The organism is Klebsiella sp. X1-16S-Nf21, assembly GCF_002837615.1.
In the GTDB taxonomy this organism is placed as follows: domain Bacteria; phylum Pseudomonadota; class Gammaproteobacteria; order Enterobacterales; family Enterobacteriaceae; genus Klebsiella; species Klebsiella variicola.
The window spans coordinates 30,986-44,298 of record NZ_PJDK01000047.1; the positions used below are offsets into that span (position 1 = coordinate 30,986).

At 59.0% G+C, this 13,313-nt stretch carries 11 protein-coding genes; 7 read left to right on the plus strand and 4 right to left on the minus strand.

Annotation, left to right across the window (positions count from 1 at the left end; genetic code table 11):
* The first annotated feature begins 192 nt into the window (after positions 1–192).
* From CW267_RS19860 to CW267_RS19875, 4 genes are all read left to right on the plus strand, one after another.
* Positions 193–1,557, plus strand: a complete 1,365-nt coding sequence (locus CW267_RS19860; RefSeq protein WP_100781289.1) for a carbohydrate porin — start codon at positions 193–195, stop codon at positions 1,555–1,557.
* 155 nt (positions 1,558–1,712) lie between these two features.
* The gene (gene bglG, locus CW267_RS19865; protein ID WP_002912842.1) at positions 1,713–2,546 is read left to right on the plus strand and encodes a transcriptional antiterminator BglG; all 834 of its coding nucleotides are present in this window, start codon (positions 1,713–1,715) and stop codon (positions 2,544–2,546) included.
* A 29-nt stretch (positions 2,547–2,575) separates the two neighbouring features.
* On the plus strand, positions 2,576–4,549 hold the full coding sequence (gene bglF / locus CW267_RS19870; protein ID WP_162542789.1) for a PTS beta-glucoside transporter subunit IIABC: 1,974 nt from the start codon (positions 2,576–2,578) through the stop codon (positions 4,547–4,549).
* A gap of 15 nt (positions 4,550–4,564) precedes the next feature.
* Positions 4,565–5,959, plus strand: a complete 1,395-nt coding sequence (locus CW267_RS19875; RefSeq protein ID WP_008804039.1) for a glycoside hydrolase family 1 protein — start codon at positions 4,565–4,567, stop codon at positions 5,957–5,959.
* Positions 5,960–5,992: 33 nt separating this feature from the next.
* On the opposite strand, the gene CW267_RS19880 is transcribed toward CW267_RS19875, so the two are convergent.
* The gene (locus CW267_RS19880; RefSeq protein WP_032736030.1) at positions 5,993–6,727 is read right to left on the minus strand and encodes a class I SAM-dependent methyltransferase; all 735 of its coding nucleotides are present in this window, start codon (positions 6,725–6,727) and stop codon (positions 5,993–5,995) included.
* Between the two features lie 128 nt (positions 6,728–6,855).
* On the opposite strand from CW267_RS19880, the gene mdtQ reads away from it, so the two are divergent.
* Positions 6,856–8,295, plus strand: a complete 1,440-nt coding sequence (gene mdtQ, locus CW267_RS19885) for a multidrug resistance outer membrane protein MdtQ (protein WP_008804041.1) — start codon at positions 6,856–6,858, stop codon at positions 8,293–8,295.
* Between the two features lie 32 nt (positions 8,296–8,327).
* Here the strand turns inward: mdtQ and CW267_RS19890 are convergent, their stop codons facing one another.
* Positions 8,328–8,897, minus strand: a complete 570-nt coding sequence (locus CW267_RS19890) for a DedA family protein (RefSeq protein WP_008804042.1) — start codon at positions 8,895–8,897, stop codon at positions 8,328–8,330.
* Between the two features lie 153 nt (positions 8,898–9,050).
* Between CW267_RS19890 and CW267_RS19895 the strand changes: the two genes are divergently transcribed.
* Positions 9,051–9,638 (plus strand): Yip1 family protein, encoded by a 588-nt coding sequence (locus CW267_RS19895; protein WP_008804043.1) that lies wholly within the window; start codon positions 9,051–9,053, stop codon positions 9,636–9,638.
* 188 nt (positions 9,639–9,826) lie between these two features.
* Entirely contained in the window at positions 9,827–10,777 is a 951-nt protein-coding gene (gene pbpG / locus CW267_RS19900; protein ID WP_022064810.1) for a D-alanyl-D-alanine endopeptidase, read from the plus strand.
* 338 nt (positions 10,778–11,115) lie between these two features.
* On the opposite strand, the gene CW267_RS19905 is transcribed toward pbpG, so the two are convergent.
* Positions 11,116–11,670, minus strand: a complete 555-nt coding sequence (locus CW267_RS19905) for a GNAT family N-acetyltransferase (protein WP_008804045.1) — start codon at positions 11,668–11,670, stop codon at positions 11,116–11,118.
* 85 nt (positions 11,671–11,755) lie between these two features.
* The coding region (gene dld / locus CW267_RS19910; RefSeq protein WP_101148652.1) for a D-lactate dehydrogenase at positions 11,756–13,313 on the minus strand (1,558 nt) is incomplete at its 5' end.

Genomic DNA, 13,313 nt, shown 5'->3' on the forward strand with positions numbered 1-13,313 from the left:
TTTTTTGGCTAAAATTCAATGGTGAAAAAATGGTTATGTAAAACAATAGGTTGTAATTAACGTTTTCTCTGGCATCGTCGCGGTTTTATTACCGGCGGACGCCCTTTGCCATTCATTTTTTAAAAAAGAAAACAGGTGAATAAATAGCCTGGGGATCCCCTTTGTTTTTATTCAGTCACGGTGGATATCACAATGCATAACAAAAAAATAAATCAGCTTTTGATCGGCGCGGCGCTGGCGGCAATGGTGCCTGCCGTGAGCGCCGCGGAAACTCCGGCGTGGAACGGCAGCGTGCTGGGGTTCGAAGCCGGGCAGCAGGGGCTGCTGGGCGATATGCTGGGCATTCGTCCGATCCTCGAAGAGAACGGCTTTCATTATAATCTCGGGTATCTTAACGAGATGGCCTACAACGCCGGCGGCGGTTACGACCATGATAAACACCTGGCCTATATTGACCAGGTGGCGCTGACCTTTACCCAGGATCTGGAGCGCTGGACCGGCATACCGGATGCGCGTCTCGAAGGCAACATCGTCAACCGTAACCACGATGATAACCTCACCACGAAACGGCTGCAGGATCCGCGGGTGAGTTTCAACGATCTGTCGCAGGAGAGTTGGGGCGGCGGGTCGATCACCCGCCTCGGCTGGCTGACCTTTGCCCGCAGCTTTGACGACCGTCGCCTGACCTGGCGCATCGGCATGATGAACAAGGTGCAAACTTTCGACCAGATCATTCCCTGCGATTTTCAGCTACTGACCCAGTGCGGTGGGAAATCGGCCAACTCGCTGACCTGGAATAACTGGAACATCCACACCTGGGGCACCACCCTGGAGTACAAGCTGACGCCGACGGTCACCCTGAAAGGCGGGGTGATGGAGCAAAACCCGCAGGCTACCGCGCGCAGTCACGCCTGGAGCGGGTCGACGAAGGGCAGCAAAGGCATTTTACTGCCGATGGAGATCGAAACCCGTCCGCTGATGAATGGCCTGCCGGGAGCCTATAACCTGGGTGTGGTCTGGACCAACGCGCCGCAAACCGACCTCTACAGCGGCAAATCCGGCGGCGCCGGGGCGACCGATCCGCAAGGCTACGCCGAGCACGACAGCACCTGGTTTATGTACGCCGGCCTGAACCAGCAGATCACCCGCCACGCCGACGACCCGCTGCGGGGGATGAGCGTCTCGCTGAGCGGCAGCCTCAGCGACCAGCGCAGTAACTATATCCACTCCGCCGTCGCCGCCTCCATGCGCTACCGCGGGCTATTTGACGCCCGCCCGGAGGACTGGATTGGCTTTGGTCTGACGTGGATCGACATGAGCAACCACTACGCAAGTAACCAGCGCTATATGAATCAACTCAGCGGCGCCACCGACTATAACGATCCGGCTTACCAGCCGGTGGCCGGTCATTCGCTGAACGGCGAGCTCTATTATCGCTTCCGCCCGGTTTCCTGGCTGGAGCTGCAGCCGGGCCTGCAGTACTGGCACCGTCCGGGCGGCGTCGCGCAGACCCAGGACGCATGGGTGGTGGAGTGGAAAACGGTGGTGACTTTCTGATAGTCGCGATCTTAATCACGTTTTTTCACTTGTCAGGTTGAGCGCGCAGCAGAAGTTGTTACAGTGCGGGTGTTGGATTGCAACTGCTGCGGCAGGCAAAACCTGATCACCTGGCGTTTCGTCGGGGGTCAGGTTTTTTTGTTTCTGGGGTCTATATGCAAATCGCCAAAGTACTCAATAACAATGTGGTGGTGGTTCTTGACGAGCACCGGCGCGAACAGGTGGTGATGGGGCGAGGGCTGGCCTTTCAGAAACGCCCGGGCGACGTGCTGGACGACAGTAAAATTGAAAAAGTCTTCGCCTTACAGAGCGATGAACTGGTAGGCCGTTTAGGTGAGTTACTCAGTCAGATACCGCTAGAAGTGATGACCACCTGCGATCGCATTATCGACCTGGCACGCGGGCGGCTGGGCAAGCTACAGGAAAGTTTGTACATCACATTAACGGATCACTGTCATTTTGCTATCGAGCGGCAGAAAAAGGGCATCGCACTGCGTAACGTGCTGCTGTGGGAGATTAAGCGGCTGTATCCGAAGGAGTTCGCGCTGGGTCAGGAGGCAAGGGCCATTATTGCCAAAAGGCTTGGTGTGGAGCTGGCGGAGGATGAAGCCGGATTTATCGCCCTGCATCTGGTGACGGCGCAGCTCAACAGCGAAATGCCGGAGGTCATGCACGTGACCCGGGTGATGCAGGAGATCCTGCAGCTGGTGAAGTATCAGCTGCAGCTTAACTATGACGAAGAGTCATTGAGCTATCAGCGCTTTGTCACTCATCTCAAGTTCTTCGCCCAGCGGATGCTGACGCGCACGGTGGTGGAAGATGACGACGTCTCGCTGCACAGCGCGGTGAAAGATAACTACGCTAAAGCGTGGAAGTGTGCGGAAACGGTGGCGACGCATCTGCAAAAGCAGTATCAGCGGTCGCTGACCACCGAAGAGATTATGTTTCTTGCCATTCATATCGAACGGGTAAGAAAAGAGGGGCGTTAATTCCCCCAACAAAACTGGATTGTTACTGCATGATGCAGGCAAAACCTGAGCGCGACGCCCACCGGCGTGGTTCTCGGGTTTTTTTATTTTTACTACTCAGTCGCCGGTTGTCTGCGGGCAGCGGCAGTAAGGAAAAGAGCATGGAATATAAAGCACTCGCGCAGGATATTCTCAACCGCGTCGGCGGCAAAGAGAACATTGTGAGTCTGGTTCACTGTGCGACACGTCTGCGTTTTAAACTGAAAGATAACGGCAAAGCCGATGCCGAAGGGCTGAAGGCCAATCCGGGCGTCATTATGGTGGTGGAGAGCGGTGGCCAGTTTCAGGTGGTGATTGGCAACCACGTTCACGACGTCTGGCTGGCGGTGCGCCAGGAGGCGGGGTTAAGCGATGACAGCGAACCGGTTGCCGGGGAAAAAGCGGCTAAAGGATCGGTGTTAAGCCAGCTTATCGACATCATTTCCGGCATTTTTACACCGTTTATCGGCGTGATGGCGGCGACCGGTCTGCTGAAAGGCCTGCTGGCGCTGGCGGTGACCTGCGGCTGGCTTACGCCGGAGCAGGGGACTTATAAAATCTGGTTTGCCGCCAGCGACGCGCTGTTCTTTTTCTTCCCGCTGTTTCTTGGCTATACCGCTGGGAAGAAGTTTGGCGGCAACCCGTTTATCTCGATGGTGATTGGCGGGGCGTTAACCCACCCGCTGATGATTCAGGCCTTTGAGGCCAGCCAGGCGCCGGGCGCGGCGGTGGAGCACTTTCTCGGCATTCCGGTGACCTTTATCAACTACAGCTCGTCAGTGATCCCGATTATTCTCGCCTCGTGGGTCTGCTGCTGGCTGGAGCGCAAGAGCAACGCGCTGTTGCCGTCATCAATGAAAAACTTCTTCACCCCGGCGATCTGCCTGGCGGTGGTGGTCCCGCTCACCTTCCTGGTGATTGGCCCGGTCGCCACCTGGCTGAGCCATCTGTTGGCCAACGGCTACCAGTTCATTTATGCGTTTGCCCCATGGCTGGCGGGCGCGGTACTGGGCGCCATGTGGCAGGTGTGCGTTATTTTCGGCCTGCACTGGGGGCTGGTGCCGTTGATGATCAACAACATGACGGTACTTGGTCACGACTCCATGCTGCCGATTATTCTTCCGGCGGTGATTGCCCAGGTGGGGGCGGTTCTGGGGATTTTGCTGGCCACCCGCGATGCGCGTCAGCGGATGCTGGCCGGTTCCGCCTTCTCTGCCGGGCTGTTTGGCATCACCGAGCCGGCTATCTACGGTCTGACCCTGCCGCTGCGTCGTCCGTTTATCTTCGGCTGTATCGCCGGCGCCATCGGCGGGGCGATCACTGCCTTCAGTAATAGCCATGCTTACTCGTTCGGTGTGCCGAATATCTTTTTCCCGGCGCAGATGATCCCGCCTGGCGGGATTGACGCCACCGTCTGGGGCGGGCTTATCGGCACCGGCGTGGCTTTCGTGCTTGCCTGCGTGCTGACCTTCTTCGCCGGCATGCCGCGCGCCAGCGCTGCACCGGGCGCCGTGACGGTAGCCCCGGCCTCGGCAAACGATATTCTGGCGCCGATGAGCGGCAGCGTTATCGCCCTTGAGCAGGTGCCGGATAGCACCTTCGCCAGCGGCCTGCTCGGTAAAGGGGTCGCCATTATCCCGGCGGTGGGCCAAGTGATTGCCCCGTTCCCGGGCGAAGTGGCTTCCCTGTTTCAGACTAAACATGCCATCGGCCTGCAGAGCGACAGCGGCATTGAGCTGTTGATCCACGTCGGCATCGACACGGTCAAACTCGACGGCGTGCCGTTTACCGCACATGTCAAAGAGGGCGACAGGGTGCAGGCCGGCGATCTGCTGATCGAGTTCGATCGTCAGGCGATTCTGGATGCCGGTTACGACCTGGCGACCCCGATTATTATCAGCAACAGCGACGACTACCGGGAAATTGATACGGTGGCGTCCAGCGCCGTCGAAGCCGGCCAGCCGCTGTTGTCAGTCAGCCATTAATCACAGGAGAGAGAGATGAAAACATTCCCGGCGGATTTTTTATGGGGCGGCGCGACCGCGGCGAATCAGGTGGAAGGGGCTTATCTGGAAGAGGGCAAAGGCTTATCCACCTCCGATGTGCAGCCGCACGGCGTGTTCGGCGAGGTGGTCGAGCGCGTACCCGGCGACAGCGGTATTAAGGATGTGGCGATCGATTTTTACCATCGCTACCCGGAAGATATCGCTCTGTTCGCCGAGATGGGCTTTAACTGCCTGCGGGTGTCCATCGCCTGGACCCGCATCTATCCCAATGGCGATGACGCCGAGCCCAACGAAGCCGGTCTCGCGTTCTACGACAAGCTGTTCGACGAGATGGCGAAGCACAACATCACCCCGCTGGTGACGCTGTCGCATTATGAAATGCCGTGGGCGCTGGTAAAAAACTACGGCGGCTGGGGCAGCCGGGAGGTGATTGGTTTCTTTGAGCGCTACGCCCGCACGGTGTTCAGCCGCTATAAAAATAAGGTCAAATTGTGGCTGACCTTTAACGAAATCAATATGTCGCTGCATGCTCCGATGACCGGCGTCGGCCTGCCGGCCGGCAGCAGCAAAGGCGAGGTGTATCAGGCGATTCACCACCAGCTGGTGGCCAGCGCTCTGGCGGTTAAAGCCTGTCACGAGCTGGTGCCCGAGGGCAAAATCGGCAATATGCTGCTCGGCGGGCTGATGTATCCCCTGAGCTGCAAACCGGAAGATGTGTTTGAGACGCTGCAGGAGAACCGCAGCTGGCAGTTCTTTGGCGACGTGCAGGCGCGCGGCGCGTACCCGGGCTATATGCTGCGCTTTTTCCGCGACAACGGTATCACACTCACCATTACCGATGCCGATCGTGAAGCGCTGAAAACCACCGTCGACTTTATCTCCTTTAGCTACTACATGACCGGCTGCGTCACCGCCGACGAGGCGCTGAACCAGCAGGCGCGCGGCAATATTCTCAGCATGGTGCCGAACCCGCACCTGGCGAGCTCGGAGTGGGGCTGGCAGATAGACCCGCTGGGCCTGCGTACGCTGCTGAACGTGCTGTGGGATCGCTATCAGAAGCCGCTGTTTATCGTGGAAAATGGTCTGGGCGCCAAGGATAAGGTGGAAGCCGATGGCAGCATTAACGATGACTACCGCATCAGTTACCTGAACGACCATCTGGTGCAGGCGCGGGAAGCCATTGACGATGGCGTTGAGCTGATGGGCTTTACCAGCTGGGGGCCGATTGACCTGGTGAGCGCCTCGAAGGCGGAGCTGTCGAAGCGCTATGGCTTTATCTATGTCGACCGTCATGATGACGGCACCGGCACCCTGGCGCGCAGTAAGAAGAAGAGTTTTGACTGGTATAAAGAGGTGATTGCCAGCCGCGGCGCCAGCCTGAAAGCGTAAAGCATGCCCGCCCGGCCATCGCCGGGCGGGGGATTAGCCCGGTTTACGCGCGCGCAGTAAAAAGATCATCGGACGTTCTTTCTCTTCATCCAGGGCGGGCTGTTGGACAATCTGTTCGGCGCTCGGACCCCACTCATCCAGCTGCTCCAGCACAAAACCCGCGGCGATAAGCGCGTTTATCCAGCTTGAGAGCTTGCGATGTTGCTTGATGACGCCCTCGGCAAACCAGTTGCTGACGCGCTCACCCTCCTGCTGATAGTGACTGACCGGCCAGCTTTTCTGTCCCTGGTCATCCACCCGCCAGCCCTGCTGCAAGGGGGCGGTATAGATGGGATGTTCGGCGGAAAAGACCAGGGTGCCGCCGGGAACCAGCGCCTGCTGCAGGGTGGCGAAGAGCGGGGCAATGTCCGGTAAATAATGCAGCGCCAGCGAGCTGTAGACCAGATCGCAGCTGTTGGCGGTCAGCGTCAGGGTTTGCAGATCGGCGCAGCGGTAGACAATCTCATCCCCGCGGGTCATCTCCCGCGCCTGCGCCAGCATGCGCTGGGAGATATCAAAACCGGTTATCTGGCTGGCTCCCTGCTGCTGTGCCCAGCGGCAAAACCAGCCGTAGCCGCAGCCGAGATCCACCACCCGCAAACCGGTTATCGGCGGCAACATTGCCTGCAGGGAAGGCCACTCCGGTGCGCCATCCAGCCCCTTCACCGAGCGATCGAGGGTCGCATAGCCGGCAAAAAACTGCGGGTCGTCATAAATATTCTGGCTCATATTCATCCCTTGAATTGATAAGGTTGTTTATTTTTAGCTAACTAATAATTTAGTCACACGCTTTACTAAACGCGTTTAATTCAATTAACTTATGATAACCAACCTGATTAAGTTATCTGACCTGTCTAATGAAATTGATATTAAATAAAAGCGTGCTGGCGGCATTGCCCCTGGCCATCGCGCTGGCTGGCTGCGCGCCATCTCATGAGGTTGCTAATCCGCCGCAGCAGCAAATTCCAGCCTCCCATGTTTCCATGGATCTCCCTGCCGCCGTGAAAAATGGCTGGCCGCAGACCGACTGGTGGAAAGACTACCACGATGCCCAACTGGATAATCTGATTCAGCGTGCACTCGCCAATGCGCCGGATATGCAAATTGCCGAACAGCGCATCAGGCTTGCCGAAGCGCAGGCGCGAATGTCGCAGGCGAATCTTGGCCCGGAGATGGATTTCTCCGCCGATGTTGAACGCCAGCGCATGTCGGCCGAAGGCCTGATGGGGCCGTTCGCCACCGACACCGACGGCAATACCGGCCCGTGGTACACCAACGGCACCTTCGGCCTGACCGCTGGCTGGGATCTGGACCTGTGGGGTAAAAACCGCGCGCTGGTGAAAGCGCGCATCGGCGAGCTGAAAGCCCAGGTGGCGGAGCAGGCCCAGACCCGCGAATTGCTTTCTGGCAGCGTGGCGCGCCTGTACTGGCAGTGGCAGACGGAGGCGGCGATTAAAGCAGTGCTGCAGCAGGTGAAGGGTGAGCAAAATAATATCGTGACGGTCGACAAGGCCCTGTTGCAGCGCGGGATCACCAACTCCGCCGAAGGGGCGGAGAACGATATTAACGTCAGCAAAACCGACCAGCAGCTGGCGGACGTGGCGGGCACGATGAAAGAGATTGAAGCGCGCCTGATGGCCCTGACCAACAGCCAGAGCCAGTCGCTGAATCTCAAACCGGTCAGCCTGCCGACGGTCAGCGCGCAGCTGCCTGATACCCTCGGCTATGAGCTGCTGGCGCGCCGCCCGGATCTGCAGGTTGCTCACTGGTACATTGAGGCATCGCTGAGCGAAGTGGACGCGGCGAAAGCGGCGTTTTATCCCGACATCAATCTGATGGCGTTCCTGCAGCAGGATGCCCTGCACTTAAGCGATCTTTTCCGTCACTCGGCGCAGCAGATGGGCGTCACCGCCGGACTGACGCTGCCGATCTTTGACAGCGGCCGCCTCAATGCCAATCTGGATATTGCCAGCGCGCAGAACAGCCTGTCGATAGCGCAGTACAACAAAGCGGTAGTGGATGCCGTCAACCAGGTGGCGAAAACCGCCAGCCAGGTCGAGACGCTGATGGCCAAAAGCCAGCAGCAGCAGCAGGTTGAAAAAGACGCCCAGCGGGTGGTGAACCTGGCGCAGGCCCGAATGGCGGCGGGGATCTTACCCGGCTCCAGAGTCAGTATGGCGAAGCTCCCGGCGCTGCAGGAGCGCATTACCGCATTGCGCCTGCACGGCCAGTGGATTGACGCCAGCATTCAGCTGACTTCTGCTCTCGGCGGCGGCTATCACCAGAGCGTGAAATAACCGGCGCAACGGCGCGCCTGCGGGGGCGCCGTTTAGTCTTTCTTCTTCCTTTCTCGCCGCCTGAGCCACCAGTGGGCGGCGACCACCAGTCCTACCGCGAGGATCAGCCAGATCCAGTGCTTCAGATGGGCGTCCAGATGGTGCAGCCACGGGCCAACCACCTCGCCGCCGAGATAGCCAATGGTGGTAAACAGCAGGGCCCACACCAGCGCTCCGACAATATTCAACGGCAGGAAAATGCGCGGCGGCAGGCGGCTGGCGCCGATCAGCAGGGGGCCGATTACCCGGAAGCCATACATAAAGCGGGTGCCGATGACAAACAGCCACGGCCGGTGCTGGATCATGCGCTGCGCTTTACGTATTCGCGCCTTCTGGCTGGCGAAACGGCGCAGAATGCGTCCCCCGAAGCGGCGGCCGACCAGATAGAGCAGCTGATCGCCAATCATCCCGCCGAGGGCGACGGCGATCACCACCAGGGGAAACTTCAGTAACCCCTGATGCGCTGCGACGCCGCCCAGCAGGGTAATGGTCTCACCTTCCGCCATGCTGCCGACGATCAGCGCCGCGTAGCCATACTGGGAAATCAGGTGATTGATATCCATAAACAGCTTATCTCCTTATCTCATCACCTGTTAATCATACACCCTGCTGACCAAAACGCGGCGACGCAGATTTTTTGCGCTGTACACAAAATAATCTACAGGGTGAATTATACTTGGATCAGTGCAGTACGAAGCCGTGACAAGGGGGACGCTATGAACCATGTCTGGGGGCTCTTCGCTCATCCCAACCGGGAAATGAGCGTGATTAAGAGCGAGAATGAAACCATTTCTCATCACTATACGCACCATGTGCTGCTGATGGCGGCGGTTCCGGTGGTGTGCGCCTTTATCGGCACCACGCAGCTGGGCTGGAACTTCGGCGACGGCACCGTTATTAAACTGTCGATGTTGACCGGTCTGGCGCTGGCGGTACTGTTTTACGCCGTGATGCTGGCCGGGGTGGCGATCATGGGGCGGGTTATCTGGTGGATGGCCAGGCAGTATCCGCAGCAGCCTTCGCTGAAACGCTGCATGGTGTTTGCAGGCTATGTGGCCACGCCGCTGTTCCTGAGCGGGATTGTGGCGCTCTATCCGCTGGTCTGGCTGTGCGCGCTGATCGGTACCATCGCGCTGTTTTACACCGGCTATCTGCTCTATCTGGGCATCCCGACCTTCCTGAGCATTAACCGGGAAGAGGGTTTAAGCTTCGCCAGTTCGACGCTGGCCATCGGAGTGCTGGTACTGGAAGTGCTGCTGGCGATCACCGTGGTACTGTGGGGGTATGGTTACCGACTCTTCTGATCGCACGTCACTGGATAATATGCATTGCCGGCAAATATGTATTTTGTGTCGGCAATGCAGCATTTCTTCACGATTCTTATTAGGCACAGGGCCTTACGGCGCGGTATGATGGCGTTTGCCAGCGATGTTGCCCACTTAACCTCGCGGCGTACGTTCCATAACGTGCAAAAATACTTTTCAGAATGCCCATGATGCCGAAATTTCGAGTCTCTTTGCTCAGCCTGACCTTGCTGCTGGCTGTGCCTTTTGCGCCCCAGGCGTTAGCAAAAACCTCCGCGGCGGTTGCCGCCTCGCAGCCGGATATCGCCTCCGGCAGCGCCATGATCGTCGATCTGGCCACCAAAAAAATCATCTATGCCAGCCAGCCGGATCTGGTGCGCCCGATGGCGTCAATCACCAAAGTGATGACCGCCATGGTGGTGCTCGATGCCCATCTGCCGATGGATGAGATGCTGACGGTGGATATCAGCCATACGCCGGAAATGAAGGGGATCTACTCCCGCGTGCGCCTCAACAGCCAAATCAGCCGCCGCACGATGCTGCTGCTGGCGCTGATGTCTTCCGAGAACCGCGCGGCCGCCAGCCTGGCGCATCACTATCCAGGCGGCTACGATGCCTTCATTCGCGCGATGAACGCCAAAGCCCAGGCGCTGGGCATGACTCATACCCGCTACGTGGAGCCGACGGGCCTGTCGGTGCATAACGTCTCCACCGCCCGCGATCTGACCAAACTGCTGATCGCCAGCGAGCAGTATCCGCTGATTGGCCAGCTGAGCACCACCAAAGAAGAGACCGCCACTTTCGCCCATCCGGCCTACAGCCTGCCGTTCCGCAACACCAACCATCTGGTGTATCGCGATAACTGGAATATCCAGCTGACTAAAACCGGCTTCACCAACGCTGCCGGCCACTGCCTGATTATGCGTACGGTGATTAACCAACGCCCGGTGGCGCTGGTGGTGATGGATGCCTTCGGTAAATACACCCACTTCGCCGACGCCAGCCGCTTGCGGACCTGGATCGAGACCGGGAAAGTGATGCCGGTACCCGCCTCGGCGCTGAGCTATAAAAAGCAGCGCGAATCGCAGATGGCAGAGGCGATGCTGAAAGGCGGCGCGCAGACCGCGCAGAACGATTAATCTACATGTCCCCCGGATGGCGGCTCGCGCCTTATCCGGCCTACGTGATTTGGCGCCGGGTTCGCCCCCTTCGCAGGCCCGGCAAGCGCAGCACCGCCGGGCAATATACCCGACACCGTGCCGCGTTTGTGCCGGATGGCGGCTCGCGCCTTATCCGGGCTACGTGATTTGGCGCCGGGTTCGCCCCCTTCGTAGGCCCGGCAAGCGCAGCGCCGCCGGGCAATCAGGCCGAGTGCCGGTGTTTGTGCAGTATGGCGGCTGACGCCTCTACGGAACCGCGCTGAACGGTAGCTCGGCTAAGGCGTTTACGCCGCGAGCCGGGGATTTGACGCCGGATATCACTCCGGCAGCGTCCAGTCGCCGTCACCCAGCGCGCGCTGCATAATCAACGTATCTCGCCAGTCGCCCATTTTGTAGCCCACGCTGCGCAGTTGACCCGCCACGGTAAAACCAAACTTTTTATGGATCGCCAGCGAACCGGCATTGTTATGGCCATCACCGATGATCGCCAGCATCTGCCGCCACGGGCCTTTCTCGCATTCGGCGATCAGCCGCGACAGCAGCGCGCTGCCGATGCCGCGCCCGCCCATCCCGGATTCCACGTAGATCGATTCCTCAAGCGTGTAACGATAGGCCGGACGAGGCCGATAGAAGGTGGCGTAGCAGTAGCCGACGATGGCGCCGCGCCACAGCGCCACCAGCCAGGGCAGCCCGTTATCGCGGACGGTTTTGATCCGTTTACGCATTTCGTCAACGGTAGGGGGGATCTCTTCAAAGGAAGCGCGGCCATTGAGCACGTGCCAGACATACAGCGCGGCGATGGCGTGCGCATCGTCGGGCAGCGCTTCACGAATTTCTAAATCACTGTCGAGTAACGGGGCCTCTGCGGGCATGGCGGCGCTCCTGAATCTGCCGGAGAGACATTCTCCGGCGTGCAGCGTAATACAGAAGCGCCAGGCTGAATAGTCCTGCCGCTGATTATTGCGGATCCGCCGGGGAGACCGGCGTTGGTGCCGCTTCACCCCAGTATTTCTGCTTACTGGTTTTACCAATCCCCGGGTTCATGCTGTTGGTCGGATCGTTCTGGCGATAGAACTGCTGCAGGCTCTCCGGGGCCTCATACAGATGACCCACGTTATGCTCCGCCGGGTACTGGGCGCCGCGCGCTTTCAGCAACGCCAGCATCTGCTCTTTCAGAGCGTGGGCGTCGACCCCTTTCTTGACGATGTAATCCTGATGGAACACATGGCACATAAAGTGGCCATAGTAGAGCTTATGCACCAGCTGGCTGTCGATCTCCGGCGGCAGATGTTCGAACCACTCGGTATCGTTGCGGCGCAAGGCGATATCCAGCGCCAGAATATCTTCCACTTCGTCAGCATGCACCGCCTGATAGCGGATGGCCGCGCCGGCGGCGGCAAAGCGGTGCAGAAACGCCTTGCTGCCTTCCTCCGGCGTACAGGCGAAGAAATCCCCCTCGGCCTGCTGGAAGTATTCCGTCAGCCAGCGCTGCGCTTCTTCGATGCCATCCCCGGCCATCTTCAGCAGCAGATGATGTTCATATTTATCACGCCAGGTTTTCATCCGCTCCGGTAAGTGCGCCGGGAAGACGTGGCCGAGCTTCTGCATAAAGCGGTCGGTAAAGTGCGGCTTAAATAGCGAGACTTTCTCCAGCATCGCGTCGGTGCGCCCCTTCATGGTGAAGAAGAACGGCATTTTGTCGGTGCCGAGCTTGTCGATCATCAGGAAGGTGTCTTTGCCATACTTCTCGGCGATATCGTAAATATCGCGGTGCATATATTCCCCGGCCACCGGCAGATGCTGGAACTCGGCGAGGATATGGCGGCGGATCTCGGTCAATACCTGCGGCTGGTTGGTGCCAATGTAAAACACCTGCTGGCGTTTTTCCGCCGGGAAGGTATCCAGACGCGCGGCGAAAACCGCCAGCTTGCCGGCGCAGCCGGAGGATTCGAACAGGCGGTCCGGGTCGGCGTTGTAGCGCGCCGGGGTGTCGGCATCGACATCGCGCACGCGGGTCACATAGTCGTGATCGTGGGCGTGGCGGCCGTCGTGCAGCACATCGCTATCGCTGATGCGCTCGTCGTCGAGGCGGCTGAGGATCTGCTCCGGCGTGCTGCCGAGATCAATGCCCAGATGGTTGACCAGCTTCAGCTTGCCGTCGGCGTCAATCTGCGCGAACAGCGACATTTCGGTATAGGCGGGCCCGCGCTGCACCAGCGAACCGCCGGAGTTGTTGCAGATCCCGCCGATCACCGATGCGCCGATGCATGACGAGCCGATCACTGAGTGCGGCTCGCGACCCAGCGGTTTGAGCGCTTTTTCCAGCGAATAGAGGGTAGTGCCGGGCCAGGCCAGCACCTGCTCGCCTTTGTCCAGCAGATGCAGTTTATCCAGGCGCAGAGTGCTGATAATCACGATCTCGCGATCGTAATCATTGCCGTTGGGGGTCGAACCTTCGGTCAGGCCGGTGTTGGCCGCCTGCATCAGAATAATTTTATCGGCGTCTACGCAGGCG